18 protein-coding genes are annotated in these 17,978 nt (G+C 72.1%); 3 read left to right on the top strand and 15 right to left on the bottom strand.

Annotation, left to right across the window (positions count from 1 at the left end):
* Positions 1 to 7: 7 nt before the first annotated feature.
* Both RV983_RS27470 and RV983_RS27465 read right to left on the bottom strand, forming a co-directional pair.
* The gene (locus RV983_RS27470) at positions 8 to 1,183 is read right to left on the bottom strand and encodes a hypothetical protein (RefSeq protein WP_475988400.1); all 1,176 of its coding nucleotides are present in this window, start codon (positions 1,181 to 1,183) and stop codon (positions 8 to 10) included.
* A 56-nt stretch (positions 1,184 to 1,239) separates the two neighbouring features.
* On the bottom strand, positions 1,240 to 2,175 hold the full coding sequence (locus RV983_RS27465; protein WP_475988399.1) for a 5-dehydro-4-deoxyglucarate dehydratase: 936 nt from the start codon (positions 2,173 to 2,175) through the stop codon (positions 1,240 to 1,242).
* A 214-nt stretch (positions 2,176 to 2,389) separates the two neighbouring features.
* Between RV983_RS27465 and RV983_RS27460 the strand changes: the two genes are divergently transcribed.
* On the top strand, positions 2,390 to 3,199 hold the full coding sequence (locus tag RV983_RS27460) for an NAD-dependent epimerase/dehydratase family protein (protein ID WP_475988398.1): 810 nt from the start codon (positions 2,390 to 2,392) through the stop codon (positions 3,197 to 3,199).
* Between the two features lie 48 nt (positions 3,200 to 3,247).
* Here RV983_RS27460 and RV983_RS27455 read toward each other — a convergent pair whose 3' ends face one another.
* Positions 3,248 to 3,979, bottom strand: a complete 732-nt coding sequence (locus RV983_RS27455) for an SDR family NAD(P)-dependent oxidoreductase (RefSeq protein WP_475988397.1) — start codon at positions 3,977 to 3,979, stop codon at positions 3,248 to 3,250.
* Positions 3,980 to 4,044: 65 nt separating this feature from the next.
* Here RV983_RS27455 and RV983_RS27450 point away from each other — a divergent pair, with 65 nt between their 5' ends.
* On the top strand, positions 4,045 to 5,256 hold the full coding sequence (locus RV983_RS27450; RefSeq protein WP_475990474.1) for a TerD family protein: 1,212 nt from the start codon (positions 4,045 to 4,047) through the stop codon (positions 5,254 to 5,256).
* Between the two features lie 69 nt (positions 5,257 to 5,325).
* Here the strand turns inward: RV983_RS27450 and RV983_RS27445 are convergent, their stop codons facing one another.
* From RV983_RS27445 to RV983_RS27430, 4 genes are all read right to left on the bottom strand, one after another.
* Positions 5,326 to 6,792: an alkaline phosphatase PhoX gene (locus RV983_RS27445; protein WP_475988396.1), complete on the bottom strand. Its 1,467-nt coding sequence runs from the start codon at positions 6,790 to 6,792 to the stop codon at positions 5,326 to 5,328.
* A 132-nt stretch (positions 6,793 to 6,924) separates the two neighbouring features.
* The gene (locus RV983_RS27440; protein ID WP_475988395.1) at positions 6,925 to 8,451 is read right to left on the bottom strand and encodes a hypothetical protein; all 1,527 of its coding nucleotides are present in this window, start codon (positions 8,449 to 8,451) and stop codon (positions 6,925 to 6,927) included.
* A 718-nt stretch (positions 8,452 to 9,169) separates the two neighbouring features.
* On the bottom strand, positions 9,170 to 9,487 hold the full coding sequence (locus RV983_RS27435; protein ID WP_475988394.1) for a hypothetical protein: 318 nt from the start codon (positions 9,485 to 9,487) through the stop codon (positions 9,170 to 9,172).
* Positions 9,484 to 9,681 (bottom strand): hypothetical protein, encoded by a 198-nt coding sequence (locus RV983_RS27430; protein ID WP_475988393.1) that lies wholly within the window; start codon positions 9,679 to 9,681, stop codon positions 9,484 to 9,486. The genes RV983_RS27435 and RV983_RS27430 overlap by 4 nt, the downstream gene beginning before the upstream one ends.
* 491 nt (positions 9,682 to 10,172) lie before the next feature.
* Between RV983_RS27430 and RV983_RS27425 the strand changes: the two genes are divergently transcribed.
* Complete coding sequence (locus tag RV983_RS27425) at positions 10,173 to 11,615, top strand: sensor histidine kinase (protein ID WP_475988392.1); 1,443 nt, start codon at positions 10,173 to 10,175, stop codon at positions 11,613 to 11,615.
* Positions 11,616 to 11,703: 88 nt separating this feature from the next.
* On the opposite strand, the gene dapD is transcribed toward RV983_RS27425, so the two are convergent.
* From dapD to sufC, 8 genes are all read right to left on the bottom strand, one after another.
* The gene (dapD, locus tag RV983_RS27420) at positions 11,704 to 12,696 is read right to left on the bottom strand and encodes a 2,3,4,5-tetrahydropyridine-2,6-dicarboxylate N-succinyltransferase (RefSeq protein WP_475988391.1); all 993 of its coding nucleotides are present in this window, start codon (positions 12,694 to 12,696) and stop codon (positions 11,704 to 11,706) included.
* A gap of 84 nt (positions 12,697 to 12,780) precedes the next feature.
* Positions 12,781 to 13,992, bottom strand: coding sequence for an MFS transporter (locus tag RV983_RS27415; protein ID WP_475988390.1), 1,212 nt, complete (start codon positions 13,990 to 13,992; stop codon positions 12,781 to 12,783).
* A 105-nt stretch (positions 13,993 to 14,097) separates the two neighbouring features.
* A complete protein-coding gene (locus RV983_RS27410; RefSeq protein ID WP_475988389.1) occupies positions 14,098 to 14,709 on the bottom strand; it encodes a TetR/AcrR family transcriptional regulator in 612 nt (203 codons plus the stop codon).
* Positions 14,709 to 15,029 carry a DMT family transporter gene (locus RV983_RS27405; RefSeq protein ID WP_475988388.1) on the bottom strand — a complete coding sequence of 107 codons (321 nt, stop codon included), beginning with the start codon at positions 15,027 to 15,029 and terminating at the stop codon, positions 14,709 to 14,711. The genes RV983_RS27410 and RV983_RS27405 overlap by 1 nt, the downstream gene beginning before the upstream one ends.
* A 106-nt stretch (positions 15,030 to 15,135) precedes the next feature.
* The gene (locus RV983_RS27400) at positions 15,136 to 15,477 is read right to left on the bottom strand and encodes a metal-sulfur cluster assembly factor (RefSeq protein WP_475988387.1); all 342 of its coding nucleotides are present in this window, start codon (positions 15,475 to 15,477) and stop codon (positions 15,136 to 15,138) included.
* Positions 15,474 to 15,938, bottom strand: a complete 465-nt coding sequence (gene sufU / locus RV983_RS27395) for a Fe-S cluster assembly sulfur transfer protein SufU (RefSeq protein WP_319661209.1) — start codon at positions 15,936 to 15,938, stop codon at positions 15,474 to 15,476. The genes RV983_RS27400 and sufU overlap by 4 nt, the downstream gene beginning before the upstream one ends.
* A gap of 17 nt (positions 15,939 to 15,955) precedes the next feature.
* Positions 15,956 to 17,215, bottom strand: coding sequence for a cysteine desulfurase (locus RV983_RS27390; RefSeq protein ID WP_475988386.1), 1,260 nt, complete (start codon positions 17,213 to 17,215; stop codon positions 15,956 to 15,958).
* The gene (sufC, locus tag RV983_RS27385) at positions 17,212 to 17,976 is read right to left on the bottom strand and encodes a Fe-S cluster assembly ATPase SufC (RefSeq protein ID WP_475988385.1); all 765 of its coding nucleotides are present in this window, start codon (positions 17,974 to 17,976) and stop codon (positions 17,212 to 17,214) included. Before sufC ends, RV983_RS27390 begins: the two co-directional genes overlap by 4 nt.
* Positions 17,977 to 17,978: the final 2 nt, after the last annotated feature.

Genomic DNA, 17,978 nt, shown 5'->3' with positions numbered 1-17,978 from the left:
CCTGCGCTCAGCCGGGCGCCGACAACGCGGCCAGCGCGTCGCGCACCGCGCCGAGATCCGCGTCCGAGGCCAGCCCCGCGTGGTAAAGCCGCAGTTCGGTCGCGCCGAGCGCGGCGGCCCGGGCGGCGTCCGCGACAAGGGTGTGCGGGCTGCCGCCCATGCCCGCGACGACGGGGAAGTTGGCGGCCAGGACGGTGCCGGGGCGGGTGTGCGGGACGCAGGCGGCGAGGTGGTCGGTGCCCGGCAGGACCAGCCCGTCCGCGAGGGCCAGGATGTGTGCCGGGTCGACGCCCGCGTTGGCGCCGGCCCGGTGCGGATGCGGATCGGCGTGCAGGAGGACCTGGAAGCCGGGCGGGGCAGCCGCCCGCACCGCCTCCACCGCGGCCCGCTGCACCTCCCGGGCGACGCCGGCGCGCCAGTCGAGGGTCAGCGCGGCGAGGTCCGCGCCGAGCAGCTTCTCCACGTCGGCCCACTCGTCGGTGCCCGGCGCCCACGCGCCCGCCCACACGGGCTCCAGCGCCGCCCGCACCGCCGCCCGCAGCTCCCGCGCGTCGGCCCCCAGGCCGGTGTAGCCGGCCTCGCACACCTCGCAGAAGCACAGGGACATCAGGTACTGCGCGGCACCGGGCAGCGGAACGCCGCCGGTCTTGTCGTGCGCGTGCAGATGGGCCAGGCCGTACCAGCCGCAGCTCTCCAGTTCGGTGCCGTCGGTGCCGGGCCGCACGGCGGCCTCCGCCGCGAGCGCGACCAGGTACTCGCGCACCTCGGGCCGGGCCGCGCACGGCGCCCACGGGTAGCGGTCGCCGAAGGCGTTGCGGACGATGATGCCCGGGTGCTCCTCCCCCAGACGGGAGTTGTGGGCCAGCACGACCCAGGAGTGCACGGGCAGCCCGGCCGCCCGCAGGGCCTCGGCGGCCGTCCCGTACGCGTCGGCGGCGCCCGCCCAGTCCTGGGTGTACGGCCGCAGGGCCCGCCCGGCCCAGTGCCCCGGATCGGGCGGGTACAGGACGGCGGCGTGCCGGGCGGTGACGACGCGCCGGGCGGGGTGGCGCGGGGTGAGGGCCCGCGTGGAGTGGTAGGCGGAGGCGAGGGTGACCTGCTGGACGCCGAGGGCGGCCAGGCGCTCGGCGGCGTCCGGGTCACCGACGACGTCCCAGGGGTAGACGAACGTGGAGGCTCTCAACTCGGCTCCCTTGGCGTGAGGTTGGCTGGAGGTCGAGGGCTGCCGTGCACGGGCGGTCAGTCCTCGCCCAGCAGGGCGAGGCCGCGGTCGATGAGCTCGGCCAGTTCCTTCACGTGCGCCGGGGCCGGCTCCGACAGCGGCGGCCGCACCTCGCCCACGTCCAGGCCGCGCAGCCGTACGCCCGCCTTGACCAGGGAGACGGCGTAACCGCGGCCCTGCTGCCGCAGCTCGACCAGGGGCCGGTAGAAGCCGTCGAGGAGCCTGTTCACGGTGGTGTCGTCGCCCGTGGTGAGGGCCCGGTGGAAGGCGAGCGCGATCTCGGGGGCGAAGCAGAAGACGGCGGAGGAGTAGAGGGTGACGCCGATGCCCCGGTAGGCGAGGCCGGTGAGTTCGGCGGTGGGCAGGCCGTTGAAGTAGCGGAAGTCGCGGTCCGGTACGGAGCTGCGGACGGCGCTGACGATGCGCTGCATCAGGTCGAGGTCGCCCACCCCGTCCTTGAGGCCGACGATCCGCGGGATGCGGGCGAGCTCGGTGACGGTGGCCGGGGTGAACACCGCGTTGTCGCGCTGGTAGACGATGACGTCCAGGGAGGTGCCGGCGGCCAGGGCGGCGTAGTGCCGCAGCAGCCCGGCCTGGTCGGCGACGACGAGGTAGGGCGGCATCGCGAGCAGTCCGTCGGCGCCCGCCGCCTCGGCGAGCCGGGCGAACTGCAGGGCGAGGGCGGTGCCGTAGCCGGCGCCCGCCACGACGGGCACCCGGCCCGCGCTCTCCTCGACGGCGGCCGCCACGCAGTCCCGGAACTCCTCGGGCGTCAGCGCGTGGAACTCCCCGGTGCCGCAGCAGGCGAACACCGCCCCCGCGCCCGCCTCGATCCCCGCGCGCACATGCGCGCGGAAGGCCTCCAGGTCCACCGCTCCGTCCGGCGCGAAAGGCGTCACGGGAAAGAACAGCAGTCCGTCGAGGCGCGCGGCGAGTGAGACGGCTTCGGTCATCGCGTTCTCCCTGCAGGCTGGCAGCGACTGTGCGCTCATCTGATCCATGTCCATATTCATGAACGCGTTTACGCTAAAGCAGCACATATGTAGGGGTCAAGGAAGAGAGCCGCTGGTGGTGGTGTCTTGACGCTTCCGCGGGGGCTCTCTACCGTGTCCATACATATGAATGGTGTCCACGGACGTGGACCATGGCGACCGAGGAGACTCGCGCATGCCCGCTCCCCGCACGATCCTGCTCACCGGCGCCGCGGGCGGCCTGGGCACCCTGATGCGCGAACTGCTCCCCGCATACGGTTATGACCTGCGTCTTTTCGATGTCGTACCCGTCGAGGGCGCACCCGACGCCATCATCGCGGACCTCTCCGACCGGGCGGCCCTGCGCGAGGCCGTACGCGGCGTCGACGCGATCGTCCACCTCGCGGCCATCTCCCTGGAGTCCTCCTTCGAGAAGATCCTGCACGCCAACATCGAGGGGACCTACCACCTCTACGAGGCCGCCCGCGAGGAAGGCGTCCGGCGGATCGTCTTCGCCTCCAGCAACCACGCCGTCGGCTTCACCCCCCGCCCGGTCGGGGACGACCCCCTCATCCCGGTCGACACCCCGCGCCGCCCCGACACCTTCTACGGGCTGTCCAAGGGCTTCGGCGAGGACCTCGCCCAGCTCTACTGGGACCTGCACGGACTGGAGACGGTCTCCGTCCGCATCGGCTCCTGCTTCCGCGAACCGACCTCGGTGCGCATGCTCTCGGTCTGGATGAGCCCGGAGGACGGCGCCCGGCTCTTCCACGCCGCCCTCACCGCCGAGGGCGTCGGCCACACCGTCGTCTACGGCAGCTCCGCCAACACCCGCCTGTGGTGGGACCTGTCCGGCGCCCGCGCCCTGGGCTACGAGCCCCGCGACGACTCCGAGCCGTACGCCGCGAAGCTCGTCGCCGAGCAGGGCGAGCTCGACCCCGCCAACCCCGACCACGCACACCTGGGCGGCCACTTCACCACGCACCCGCCGATGTGGCCGCACTGACCGCACGGCGATGCCGGCGCCCCTCGCGGGGGCCGTCCGCGCCGGGTCCTAGCGGCCGCGCTCGGCACCGCCGTTGACCTGGTGGATCTGCGCGGTGATGTGACCCGCGCCCGGGGAGGCCAGCCAGTGCGCGAGGGAGGCGACGTCCTGCGGGACCCCGACCCGGGCGTTCAGCGTCTGGCCGACCAGGACCGCCCGCCGCTCGTCCGTCATGCGGCCGCCGAAGAACCCGGTGTCGTCGACGAAGCCGGGAGCGATGACGTTGACCGTGACACCCCGCCCGCCCAGTTCCGCCGCCAGGTCGTAGGCGTACGGGTGCAGGGCCGCCTTGGCGGCGCCGTAGGAACCCGAGCCGCCGCCCCGGATCGCCGCGATCGAGCTGAGCAGCAGCACCCGGCCGTCGTCGGCGATCAGGTCGCGCAGCGCCTCGGTGAGCAGGACGGCGGTCAGGACGTTCGCCCGGAAGTTGTCCGTCCACACCCCGGCGAGGGTCTGCTCGCCCGCGCCCAGGGCGACGTTGCCGCCCGCGTTGTTGACCAGGACGTCCACCCGCCCGAAGCGTTCGGCGATCGTGTCGCGGACCCGCTGTGCCTCCGACTCGTCGGTGAGGTCCGCGGGCAGGGCCAGCGCCGTGTCCTCGCCCAGCCGGGCGACCGCGGCGTCCAGCACCTCCTTGCGCCGGCCGATGAGCACCACCTGATCACCGTCGCCGGCGAAGGCCTCCGCGACGGCCAGTCCGATGCCCGTACCGCCTCCGCTGATGACCACCATGCGTGACACGTGAAATCTCCGTTCGGTAATGGAACCGTAAACCCGGAACGATCGTTAAGCGGAACATGACCGCTATGACACCCGGCTCGAATGTGCCGCTCTCCACAGCGCGCGTGGCAGTGGAGGTCTCCGCGCCCGTGCGGCTGGACGTGTCGGGCCTGCTGATCGCCGCCAACGGCAAGGTGCGCTCCGACGACGACTTCGTCTTCTACAACCAGCCCTCCGGCCCCGGCGTCACCCACCGGTCCGGTGGTGGCGCCTCCCCCGACGCGATCACGGTCGACACCGTAGCCGTCCCGGCGGACATCGAGAAGATCGTCATCACGGCGAGCCCCGACGCCGCGGGGGCGACCTTCGCGGGCACCGAGCCCACCGCGACGCTCCGCGATGCGGACAGCGGCGCCGTGATCGCCACCTTCACCCCGCCGCAGCTCAGCACGGAGACCGCTCTCGTCGTGGTCGAGATCTACCGCCGCGCCGGGGCCTGGAAGGCCCGCGCGGTCGGCCAGGGGTACGCGAACGGACTGGCCGGCATCGCTACCGACTTCGGCGTCAGCGTGGACGAGGCACCCGCGGCGGCCGCCGCGCCCCAGGCACCGCCGGCTCCCGCCGTGGCGCCCCCGCCCCCAGCTCCCTCCGTGGCCCCGCAGCCGCCCGCTCCGCCGGCACCCCCAGCACCTCCGGCGCCGCCCGCCCCGCCCGGCAGCGGCAAGATCAATCTCGACAAGGGCCGGGTGAACCTCCAGAAGAACCAGACCGTCTCCCTGGTCAAGGGCGGCAAGCCGCTGCTGGCCACGGTCCGCATGGGCCTGGGCTGGGAGCCCGCCTATCGCGGCAAGGACATCGACCTGGACGCCTCGGTCATCGCGTACGGGCCGCAGCGCAACCACATCGAGTCCTGCTACTTCGGCCGGCTCACGATCCTCAACGGCGCGATCCAGCACTCCGGTGACAACCTCACCGGCGAGGGCGCGGGCGACGACGAGGCGATCACCGTCCACCTCGGCGGGCTGCCGCCCGAGGTCACCGGCCTGGTGTTCACCGTGAACTCCTTCTCCGGTCAGAAGTTCAACCAGGTCGCCAAGGCCTACTGCCGGCTGATGGACGCCACCACCGGCGAGGAGCTGGTCCGCTTCGACCTCACCGGCGGCGAGCCGCGCACGGGCGTCATGATGGTCAAATTCATCCGCCAGTTCTCCGGTGAGTGGGAGATGACGGCGCTGGGCGAGTTCGTCGACTCCCGCACGGTGAAGGGCATGGTCAAGCCGGCCGCGCGGGCCCTGTGAGCACACCGGCGCCCGGCGGGCCGTGACCGGCACGGCCCGCCGGGCGCCTTCGGCGCGCGGTGCGAGGGGTCAGCAGGCGCCGCCGCGGCCCTGGCGGCGCCAGGGGCCGGTGATCGCCAGCATGATGCCCGGCACCTGGATGTTGGCGAAGAGCGTTTTGCCGTCGGGCGAGAAGGTCACCCCCGTGAACTCGCTGAACTCCGGCTCCTGCGCGGTTCCGATGTTCAGTTCGTTGCGGGCGATCGGGTACGTACGCCCGTCGCCGAGGGCGCCGAAGAGGTGCTGGACGCCCTCGCCGTCCTCGGCGATGACCAGACCGCCGTAGGGCGAGACCGTGATGTTGTCGGGGCCGTCGAAGGCGCCGTCCACCGACGGGTCCGGGTTCACACCGAGCAGGACCTTCAGGGTCAGGGTGCGGCGCTTGGGGTCGTAGAACCAGACGGCGCCGTCGTGCGCGGTGCCGGGGCTCTCCGCACGGGCGTAGGACGAGACGATGTGGACACCGCCGTCACCCCACCACATGCCCTCCAGCTTCCGGGCGCGCGTGACCGCACCGGCCGCGAACTGCTTGCGCACCGAGGTGACCTTGGCGTCGCGCTCCGGGACCTCGACCCAGTCCACGCCGTAGACGGTGCCGATCCTCGTGGCGCGGGAGAGGTCGTCGACGAACCGGCCGCCGGAGTCGAAGCACTTGAAGGCCTGGAGCACACCGGCCGTGTCGGACAGGCCGTGCAGCCGGCCGCGGCCGTGGTGGAAGCCGGCCGGCGGGGTCCAGCGGTACAGCAGGCCGTTGGGGTTCGAGGCGTCCTCGGTCAGGAAGAGATGGCCGCGCTTGGGGTCGACGACGACCGCCTCGTGCGCGTAGCGGCCCAGCGCCTTGACCGGCTTGGGGTCGCGGTTGGCCCTGCGGTCGTACGGGTCGACCTCGAAGACATAGCCGTGGTCCTTGGAGAACCCGTTCGTGCCGGCCTTGTCCTCGGTCTCCTCACAGGTCAGCCAGGTGCCCCACGGGGTGCTGCCGCCCGCGCAGTTGGTCGCCGTGCCGGCGACGCCCACCCACTCCGCGACGTGGCCGCCGTGCGCCGCGACCTCCACGATGGTCACACCGCCCGCGGCGCCGGAGTCGTAGACCAGGCCCTCGGTCAGCGGCACCGGGTGCGGCCAGTCGGCGCGGGCGCCGGCCAGCTCGTGGTTGTTGGCCAGCAGGGTGGCGCCGCGCAGACCCTCGAAGGTGGCGGTGCCGTCGTGGTTGGAGGGGGTGGACTCGCCGGACTCCAGCGTGGTGACGCCGCTGCGGGTGATGATCCGGTACGAGAAGCCCTTGGGCAGCGCCAGAACGCCCTCGGGGTCGGGGATCAGCTCGCCGTAGCCCAGTTGCCCGTGGTGCCGGGACTCCCCGGCCGCCTCGGCGGTGGCGGGCGCCCCGGCCGCGAGGGCTCCGGGGGCGGTCGCGAGAACGTCGACGGTTCCCGCCAGCGCGACACCGGCACCCGTCATGGCAGTGCGCCTGGCGAAGTCTCTGCGAGTGAGCGGCATCGTTACTCTCCTCGGGCCACAAGGTCTCTTCTCTGCCGCACCTCACGCTCGCGCTCCACGGCCAACGGGAGTTGAACTGCGGGCGACGTTCCGCCGCCCATTCCCCGAGGCGTTCGGGCCGGCGCGCCGGGTTCAGGACGTGCCGGTCCCCGACGAGCGCGCCTTGAAGGCCGCCTTGCGCGCGTCCTTCGCCAGGCGCTTGTCCGGGTGCAGCCGGCCCATCGCCTCCAGGACGTCGGCCGTGGCGGGGTGGTCGACGCGCCAGGCGGCGGAGAAGAAGCCGTCGTGCCGGGCGACCAGGTCGGTGACCAGTTCGCGCAGCAGCTCCGGGTCGTCGTCCGCGTCGAGCTGGGCGGCGATGGTGTCGATGGTCAGCCAGAAGATCATGTCCTCGTCCGGCGCGGGCACGTCCGTGGCGTCCCGCTCCGTGAGCCACACCCGGGCCAGACCGCCGAGCTCGCGGTCGGACAGCACCTCACGTAGGGCGGGCTCGGCCTCGCCCCCCAGCAGGCTCAGCGTCTGCTGGGCCACCAGCCGTCGGCCCGGCGCGTTGCGATCCTCGCCGCGCGCGGCGTCCAGCAGTTCACGGGCCGCCTCGAACGGCTTGCGCCGGGCGAGCCAGTGATCGGCCTCGCGGCGGGCGATGTGGTCCGGGTACCCGAACAGCGCCTCCAGCAGGTCGGACGCCGGCCGCTCCGCCAGGTCGCCGGCGGCGGGGGCGTTCAGACCGGCCTCCAGCATGCGGGCGCGCACGCCGAACACACCGAGCGGGGTCAGCCGCACCAGGCCGTACCGGGAGACCTCCTCGGGCCCGATCTCCTGCGGGTCGTCGGCGCCGACCACGGCGGCGGACTCCTCCTCGGACTCCGCCTCCTCGATCAGCGCCTCGTCCAGCGGCGTGTAGTCGATCAGCCCGGTGGTGGTCAGCAGCCGGAAGTGGTCGTCGAGGCGCATCATCACCTCGGTGACGTCCTCCAGCAGGTCGTCGCTCGGCTCCTCCACGTCCTCCGGGACGACGAGGGAGGCGGCCAGCACGGGCAGCGGGACGGCGTCCTGTCCCTCGCCGCCGCCGTCCTCCATGGCGCCGAAGAGGTAGAGGTTGACCAGTGCCCCGTCCAGGAACTCGGCCTCCTCCTCCGGGTCCCAGTCCAGGGTCTCCGGGTCGACCTCGCCCTCCGGGCCGAGCTCGTCCATCAGGCTCTCCAGGTCGGGGGCCGCCGCCTCGGACAGCGCCGTCTCCACCGCCGCGAGCCAGAGCTCCAGCACGTCGCGCGGGGTCCCCTCGTCCACACCCCGCAGCGCCTCGCCGGGCACCGCGCGACCCGCCGGCTCGTCCAGCGCCGCCACCCGCTCCGCCGCGGGGGCGTCGTCGTCCGGCTCCTCGATGTCCAGGTCCACCAGGCCGGCGTCGACCGCCACGCCCCACGCCTGCGCCGTCTCCGCGGCACCGTCGGGAGCGTCCTCCAGCCCCAGCTCCCGCACCGCTCGTGCGTGGTCCTCCGCGGTCAGCTCTCCCATGGCGTCGACGGGCACGTGCGGCGCGGACCAGCGGGCCAGTCGCACCGCCCGGTCCAGCAGCGGCACGGCGAGCGCGAGCCGCGCCAGCTCGTCCTCGGGCAGCAGCCTCACGGGCGGCAGGTCGAGGCGGTCAGCGGCCATGACGGGGTCTCCAATACAGCGGTTTTCGGGGGGCGCGTTCGCGCGCAGACCCAGCCTAGACTCGTCTGCGCCCCCTGGGCGCGCTTCCCCGGTCCGTCACCCGCCGTTACCGCAACCGCCCCCGCCGAATTGACGCCCCGGGCCCGGTCCGCGGGGCGCTCCTCCGCTCTGGGACGCCTTCCCGGCAGGCTCCTGACGTCGCCTCACCCCGTCCTCCCGGCAGCGGTACCAGGGCGTCCGGGAGGTTGCCCGCCCCTTGTCGCTCCCGCCGCGCAACCGCTCCGCCCCGACGATCCGGCCACCGCCCTCCGATGTCGCTGCCTTGCTCGGTGGCGACGCCCTGCCGAGCGGGGCGGCGGAAGGGTCGGCAGCCGCGTGGCACGCCCCCTCATGGGGCTCGCCGCTCAGCGGCGGCCCGGACTCCCCCACGCCTCTCGCACGCGGCGTCCTCGCAAGCCGGGACATCGCCTGGGCCAGGACCGGCCGCCCGCTACTCCCCGTCGAGGGCGGCCGCAGGATCCCTCAGGACGCCTGTGCATTCCGCGGTCCGGATCCCGGCAGCGAAGACCTCGCCCACGTGGTCACCCTGCCCGAGCAGATGCCCGGGGCGCCGGAACTCGACTGTGATCACCATGTCGTCCCCGTCGTGGAAGAGGAACGCCCGCACATTGTCGGTCGTGGGTCCCCAGGCGTCGAAGAAGACGAACCGTGTGCGCAGCTACCGGTCCGCTTCCTCGTTCCCGGTGCCGGTGCCGGTGCCGGTGCCGGTGCCGGTGCCGGTGACGATGCGCTGACGCGCCTCCACGGCGGAGACACCCGCGAAGGGCAGGCCCGATCCGTGCCCGTCGCGCACCTCGGCGGCTGTCTCCTCCACCGCGCGCCGGAGCCCCGGGACGAAGGCCGTGTTGCCGTCGCAGGTCACCCACTGCCCGGCGACCCACAGGTCCACCCGTCGCAGTCGCGGACCGCGCCACTCGCCGACCTCGGAGGCGAACCTGCGCCTGTCGCCCAGCAGCACGGTCGCGGGGCCGCTCACACCTGCCTGGCACGGGTCATGGCCGGTCCGGCCGCCGCCGGCCGTCGCATGCGCACCGCGCCTGCCCTGATGACGTACGCGGTTACGCAGAGGCCTGCCGCGTCCTCCAGCAGCAGGCCCCCGCCCAGGGACTCGGTCATCGCCCAACGGGCCAGGCAGCAGACATGGAGAACGACCACGACCGAGAGCAGCACCACTCCCGTCCGGCGCGGCAGCCGCGCTGAGGCGCCGGGGCGAGCCCAGGACGACCGCGGCGCACAGCATGAGCGCAAGCGATCAGCACGGCCGCCCCGAACAGCCCGCACTCGTACGGCGTGGGCGAGCAGCTGTCGTGCGTCCCGACCGCCTCCCACACACATCACCCGGCCGACGCCGAACGTCGCGATCCACATGATGCCGACTCCTGCGGCCGCTTCGAGCGCCACCAGGACGGAGGCCGCAAGAAAGAAGGCCCGCTTGTGCCGTTCGCACTCCATGAGTGGATCATGCGGCAGGACGCGGCACCACCGCAGCGAAGTCCCCGGACCACCCGGCGCCGGCGGAGAGCTCAGACGGCTCTCATGTTCGCGTCGTACAGTCGCGGCGCACGAACACGCCACCGCCGGGCCGGTGGGCTGCCACGATGCAACGCGCCGGCCCCGCCGGGGGCAGAGGCCGCGAAGTAAGCCCCGGGGGGCCGACCGAAATGAAGAACCCGTTCCGGCATCTGACCCTGCGGCTGCGGCTGGGACTGTCCACCGCCCTGGCCGTGGCCGTCGCCGTGAGTGCCGTCGCCACGGCGTCCTGGCTCATCACGCGCCAGCAGCTGAGCGACCAGCTCGACTCGAACCTGCAGAACGTGGAGGCCGCGCCGCCGTACGTCCACAGGCTGCTGAGCGTGTGCGGCATGAAACCGGTGGACACGAGTCAGCACACCGAGACACCCACCCCCTACGTGGTGCAGGTCGTCACCGCCGACGGCACGGTGTGCGTGGCCCCCGGCGACAGGAAGTTCGGGGTCGACGCGAATGATCTCGCCGTCGCGCGCGGCGTCCTCGCCTCGTCGATGCATGACACCGTGTCCGAGGACGGGCAGAGAATGCGCGTTTCGACGAAGCGTCCCGACAGTGCGGCCCCGTACGCGGTGTCCATCGCCCAGTCGCTCGCTGTGGTGGACGAACCGCTGAACAGTCTCGCTCTCTTCCTGCTCGGTTTCGCGGGAGTCGGCGTCCTGGCCGCGGCCACGGCGGGGATGGGGATCAGCCGCGCCGGCCTGCGGCCGGTGAAACATCTGACGGACGCCGCCGAGCGGATCGCGCACACGCAGGACCTGACCATTCGCATCGCCGCGGACGGCCACGACGAGATCGCCAGGCTCTCCCGGAGCTTCAACGACATGACCGAGGCGCTGGCGATCTCGCGCGACCGCCAGCAGCAACTCATCGCCGATGCCGGGCACGAGTTGCGCACCCCGCTCACCTCGCTCCGCGCGAACACCCAGCTGTTGATCCGCAGCCATACGACAGGCCGCAAGCTACCCGAGCAGGCGATGAACGACCTGCTCCACTCGGTGGAGTCCCAGGTCGGGGAACTCGCCTCCCTCATCGCGGATTTGCAGGAGCTCTCCCGGCCGGACGTCGGACCGGACGAGAGGTCCGTCCAGGTGGTCGCCCTGCACGACGTGGCGATGCGCGCCATGGAGCGCGCGAGGCTGCGCGGGAGCGGGCTGGAGTTCAGCAGTGACCTGGGCGAGTGGTACGTGCTGTCCGAACCCTCCGCCCTGGAGAGAGCGGTGCTGAACCTGCTCGACAACGCCGTCAAGTTCTCGCCCACGGGTGGCACCGTGAGTCTCCGGCTCAGCGACGGCCGTCTGGTGGTGCGCGACCAGGGGCCGGGCATCCCCGCGGACGAGTTGCCGCACGTGTTCGAACGGTTCTGGCGCTCGCCGGCGGCCCGCAGTCTGCCGGGCAGCGGCCTGGGCCTCGCCATCGTGGCGAAGGCCGTGCAGCAGGCCGGTGGAACGGTGGCCCTGCGGCCTGCCGGAACTCAGGGTACCGAGGCTGTCGTCGACATCCCCGGTACCCGCAACCCCCCGCCGCGCGTGGAGCCGAGCCCCACGGCGGGGGCGTCCTGGGACCGCGGCGCATAGGCAGCGACACGGGCGCCTTCCCGCCGTCCCACAACGGCGGGAAGGCGCCCGACGACGACCGCGTCGGCGGCGACAGCCCCCGCGGGCGTCAGTTGTGGCTGTGCAGGACCGCGTTCAGGCCGCCCCAGGAGCCCTTGCGCTGGAGGACCTCGACGGTGCCGGTCGTGGAGTTGCGGCGGAAGAGGAGGTTGTCCGCGCCGGAGAGTTCCGCGGCCTTGACGATGGTCGCGTCGGGGAGGGTGACCCGGGTGCCCGCGGTGATGTAGAGGCCGGCCTCGACGACGCAGTCGTCGCCGAGGGAGATGCCGATGCCCGCCTCGGCACCGAGGAGGCAGCGCTCGCCGATGGAGATGATCTGCTTGCCGCCACCGGACAGGGTGCCCATGATCGAGGCGCCGCCGCCGATGTCGGAGCCGTCGCCCACGACGACGCCCTGGCTGATGCGGCCCTCGACCATGGAGGTGCCGAGCGTGCCGGCGTTGAAGTTGCAGAAGCCCTCGTGCATGACGGTCGTGCCGGAGGCGAGGTGCGCGCCGAGGCGGACGCGGTCGGCGTCGGCGATGCGGACGCCGGAGGGGATGACGTAGTCGGTCATCCGCGGGAACTTGTCGACCCCGTGGACGGACAGGTGCAGCCCCTCGGCGCGGGCCGCGAGGCGGGCACGCTCGATGTGGCCGGCCGGGACGGGCCCCAGCGACGTCCACGCGACGTTGGCCAGCAGGCCGAAGATGCCGTCCAGGTTCTGGCCGTTGGGCGTCACCAGGCGGTGGCTGAGCAGGTGCAGGCGCAGATACGCGTCGTGCGCGTCCAGCGGCTTGTCGTCGGTCGACGCGATCACCGTGCGGACCGCGACGACCTCCACGCCGCGGCGCGGGTCGGGTCCGAGCGCCTTCGGGGCCGCCTCCCCCAGCAGTTCGGCCGCCCGCTCGGCACTGAGCCGCTCCGTCCCCGCGGGGCCGGGCGCCGCCATGAGCTCGGGCGCGGGGAACCAGGTGTCGAGAACGGTCCCGTCGTCGGCGATCGTGGCGAGGCCCACGGCAACGGCACCGGTGGCACGGGGGGTGGCGGTCGTGTCAGTCATGTGCCGAACGCTAGTCGCTGGTCCCCCCGCCTGCCCAACCGGCCCGTCATCCGGACCGGCGGGCCGCGGGTGCCGGGGCACGGCTCAGGACTGCGTCGTCGCCGTGACCGCTTCCGGCTCCGCGGCGGCGGCCCGTGCCCCCGGCAGCCGGTGCGCGGCGTAGACGACGAGGCCGGCGGCGATGCCCAGCACGGCGCACAGCGGCCACAGTGCGCCCGGGGCGTGCTCGTACAGGACGCCGCCCAGCGGGGCGGCCAGGACGACGCCGCTGATGGAGGCGCCCGCGTACATGCTCTGGAAGCGGCCCTGGAGGTGGTCGGGGGCGTTGTCGGCGACATACGCGGTGGAGGGCGACTTGTAGAGGATGTCCCCGACGGTGAGCAGGATCATCATCACGACCGCGATGGCGATGTACCAGCGCCCGGCCGAGAGCACGCCGAACCCGGCGCCCACGAGCACCATGCCGAGGGCGATGATCGGCAGCGGGGCGCGGCGGCGCAGCGCGACGGTGACGGGCAGCTCGAAGAGGATGACCAGGCCGCCGTTGATGGCGATGAGCGCGCCGTAGACGCTGGTGCCGATGCCGTGGTCGGACAGGAACACCGGCAGGGTGGAGTACTGCTGGCGGTAGATGGTGTCCGCGACCAGGATCGCGACGAGCAGCAGGAGCACGGCGGGCTTGGCGCGCAGCGCCGCCCACAGGCCGGGGGCGTCGGCGGGGGGCCGGGTCTTCTCCCGGTGGTTGCCGTTGGCGGGCAGGATGAAGTGCGCGTAGACGCCGAACGCCAGCATGCCCAGACCGTCGGCGACGAAGAGCCAGCCGTACGAGGTGGTGGTGGCGATCAGCGCGCCGAGCGGGGGGCCGATCGTGACGCCGAGGTTGGCCATGAAGCGCAGCAGGGCGAAGCCCTGGCGGCGGGACCCCTCGGGGACGGAGAAGGCGATGAGCGCCGAGTTGGAGGCGCGGGTGACACCGGTTCCGTACTGGGCCAGCGGGAAGACGATCGCGAGGGCGCCGGTCGGGAGCACGGGCAGCGCGGCGAGGCCGAGACCGGACACGACCATGCCGGTGATCAGGGTGCGCCGGTGGCCGAAGCGGTCGCCGAACCAGCCGCCGCTGAAGTTGCCCGCCACCATGCCGATGCCTCCGGCGCCGGCGATCAGGCCGGCGTGGGAGGTGCTGAGCCCGCGGGGACCCGTCAGGTAGACGAAGAGGTAGACGAAGGTGAAACTCACGGCCGCGACGAAGAACATCCCGGTCGCAAGGAGCCACACCACCCTCGGTATGTCCTTCATCGCCTGTTTCATACTGTCCTCCGATCGACGCTCTACAAGAATCGATCACCTGAAGACATGAATGCCGCAGGGGGCGGTGCCGGATCAGGTCGCGTCCGGTATAGGTCAGCGGGCCGGGTCCGCCGCGCCGATGACCCGTGCGAAGATCGCGCACGCCTCCCCGCGGTCGATGTCCCGGCCGGTGAGCAGGGCCTGGAGGCACATCCCGTCCACGAGCGCGGCGAGCGCACGGGCGGTGACGGGGTCGGTACGGGCCGCCAGCAGGTCCGTCATGAGGTCGACCCACTCGGCGGCGACGGGCCGGACCGCTTCGTGCCGCAGGGCGGCGAGGTAGAGCTCGTACTCCAGTTGTGCCCGCGGGCGGTCACGGGTGACGGTCTCCTCGGTGAACCGGGCGAGTTCGGCGGCCAGGTCGCCCTGGGCGCGGCCGGAGCCGCCGGATCGGCCGGAGCCGCCGTCGCCGTCCGGGCCGCCCGGGTCCTCCATGAGCAGCCCGCGCTCCCGGGTCTCGCGCAGGAACGCCTCGTTGCTCTGCCGCAGCGCGGCGACGAGCAGGTCGTCGAGGGTGGCGAAGTGGTACGTGGTCGAGCCCAGCGGCACATCGGCCTCGGCGGCCACCGCGCGGTGGCTGAGCCCCGCGATGCCGCGTTCGCCGACCACCCGGATCGCGGCGTCGATGATGCGCTGACGGCGCTCCGGGTCGTAGCGGCGGGCCATCAGTGGCTGCCGCCGAGGTTGAGCACGACGACTCCGGCGATGACCAGGACGACCCCGATCAGCTTGGTCGCGGTAGCCGCCTCTCCGAGGAAGACCATGCCGATGGCGGCGACGGCGGCGGTGCCGATGCCGGACCAGATGGCGTAGGCCGTGCCGACGGAGAGGGTCTTGAGGGTCTGCGCGAGGAGCCCGAAGGCGATGAGGTACCCGGCCGCGGTGCCGAGCGAGGGCCACAGCCGGGTGAAACCGTCGCTGTACTTCATCGAGGTCGTCCCGAGCACTTCGGCGAGTATCGCCCCGCCCAGCAATGCGTATGCCATGCGTACGAGCGTACACATCGATGTGTACACCCGTACACACGACCGGGCGGAAACGACTGCGGGCCGCGGCTCCGGAGAGTCGCGGCCCGCAGAGGTGGTGCGTGGGTCAGACGTTGAAGCCGAGCGCCCGCAGCTGCTCGCGGCCGTCGTCGGTGATCTTGTCGGGACCCCACGGCGGCATCCAGACCCAGTTGATCTTGAGGTCGCTGACGATGCCCTCGGTGGCCGACTTGGCCTGGTCCTCGATGACGTCGGTCAGCGGGCAGGCCGCAGACGTGAGCGTCATGTCGAGGGTGACGACATTGGTGTCGTCGATGTGGATGCCGTAGATCAGCCCGAGGTTGACGACGTCGATGCCCAGCTCGGGGTCGACGACGTCGTAGAGGGCCTCACGGACCTCCTCCTCGCTCGCCGGCGTCGTTGTCATGACCTCTACGTTGTCACTCATGCGGACTCCCTCGCCGCGCCATCGCCCAGAGCCTGGGCGGTGGCGTCCTTCCACGCCATCCAGCTCAACAGGGCGCACTTCACGCGCGCCGGGTACTTGGAGACGCCGGCGAACGCGACCGCGTCCTCCAGAACGTCCTCCATCGCGTCGTCGGGCTCCAGCTTGCCCTTGGACTGCATCAGCTCCAGGAAGACCTCCTGGACCTTCACCGCCTCGTCGACCTGCCGGCCGACCAGCAGTTCGTTGAGCACGGAGGCGCTGGCCTGGCTGATCGAGCAGCCCTGGCCCTCGTAGCTGATGTCCTGGATGGACGTGCCGTCCAGCCGCACGCGCAGCGTGATCTCGTCGCCGCACGTCGGATTGACGTGGTGCACCTCGACATCGCCGTCGCGCAGGCCCCGTCCGTGCGGGTTCTTGTAGTGGTCCAGGATGACTTCCTGGTACATCGAATCCAGCTTCACAGGCTCGCCGTCCGTCCTCAGCCGAAGAAGTTCCGTACGTACTCCAGACCCTCGACCAGGGCGTCGACCTCGGCCGGGGTGGAGTACAGATAGAACGACGCTCGCGTGGTCGCGGGAATTCCGTACCGCAGGCAGACCGGCCGCGCGCAGTGGTGGCCGACCCGCACGGCGATGCCGCGCTCGTCCAGGACCTGGCCCACGTCGTGCGGGTGGATGTCACCCAGGGTGAAGGAGATCGCGGAGCCACGGCCCTCGGGGGTGTCCGGGCCGATGATCTTCAGCTCGGGCACCTCCTTCAGCCGCCGCAGGGCGTACTCGGTCAGCGCGTGCTCGTGCGCCTCGACCTTGTCCATGCCCAGGGCCGCCAGGTAGTCCACGGCCGCGCCGAGACCGACCGCCTGCGCGATCGGGGGCGTGCCCGCCTCGAACTTGTGCGGCGCGGGTGCGTACGTCGACGAGTGCATCGAGACGGTCTCGATCATCTCGCCGCCGCCCAGGAACGGCGGGAGGTCCTCCAGCAGTTCCTGGCGGCCCCACAGCACGCCGATGCCGGTCGGGCCGAGCATCTTGTGACCGGTGAAGGCCACGAAGTCGGCCTGGAGCGCCTGCACGTCCAGCACCATGTGCGGCGCGGCCTGCGAGGCGTCGATCAGCACCAGGGCGCCGACCTGCTGGGCGCGGCGCACGATCGCCTCGACCGGGTTGACCGTGCCCAGGATGTTGGAGACCAGCACAAAGGAGACGATCTTCGTCTTCTCGGTGATGACCTGCTCGATGTTGCTCAGGTCGAGCCGGCCGTCGTCGGTCAGGCCGAACCACTTCAGCTTCGCGCCGGTGCGCTGCGAGAGCAGCTGCCACGGGACGATGTTGGAGTGGTGCTCCATCTCCGTGATGACGATCTCGGTGTCGCTGTCCACGCGGTAGGGCTCGTCGGCCCAGCCCAGCATGTTGGCGACCAGGTTCAGCGACTCCGAGGCGTTCTTGGTGAATATGACCTCGTCGCGGCTGGGCGCGTTGATGAAGGCGGCGATCTTGTCGCGCGCGCCCTCGTACAGCGCCGTGGCCTCCTCGGCGAGTGTGTGCACGCCGCGGTGGACGTTGGCGTTGTAGCGCTCGTAGTACTCGCTCAGGGCGTCCAGGACCTGACGCGGCTTCTGGGAGGTCGCCGCGTTGTCCAGGTAGACGAGCTTCTTCCCGTCGTGGACGAGACGGTCGAGCACCGGGAAGTCCTTGCGGATGGCCTCGGTGTCGAGCAGGCCCGGCAGCTGTGGTGTCACGCGGATACGCCTCCCTTCGTATAGGCCTCGTAGCCCTCGGCCTCCAGCTTGTCCGCCAGCTCGGGACCACCGGACTCGGCGATCCGGCCCGCGGCGAAGACGTGGACGCGGTCGGGCTTGATGTAGCGCAGGATGCGCGTGTAGTGAGTGATCAGCAGGGTGCCGACCTCACCGCTCTCGCGCACCCGGTTGACACCCTCGGACACGACGCGCAGGGCGTCGACGTCCAGGCCGGAGTCGGTCTCGTCCAGGATCGCGATCTTCGGCTTGAGCAGTTCGAGCTGAAGGATCTCGTGGCGCTTCTTCTCGCCGCCGGAGAAGCCCTCGTTGACGTTGCGCTCGGCGAAGGAGGTGTCCATGTGCAGGCGCTCCATGGCCTCCCTGACCTCCTTCACCCAGGTGCGCAGCTTGGGGGCCTCGCCGCGGATGGCGGTGGCCGAGGTCCGCAGGAAGTTGGAGACCGAGACGCCGGGCACCTCGACCGGGTACTGCATGGCGAGGAAGACGCCCGCGCGGGCCCGCTGGTCGACGGACATGGCCAGCACGTCCTCGCCGTCGAGGGTGACGGTGCCACCGGTGACGGTGTACTTCGGGTGCCCGGCCAGCGAGTAGGCGAGGGTCGACTTGCCGGAGCCGTTGGGGCCCATGATGGCGTGTGTCTCGCCCTGCTTCACGGTCAGGTCGACGCCGCGAAGGATCTCGCGCGGACCGCCCTCGGCGTCGACGGAGACGTGCAGGTCGTGGATCTCAAGCGTTGCCATGG

This window comes from Streptomyces sp. RLA123, assembly GCF_056270165.1.
Note: the sequence above shows the minus strand (reverse complement) of the source record. Positions and strands in the feature narration are given on the sequence as shown.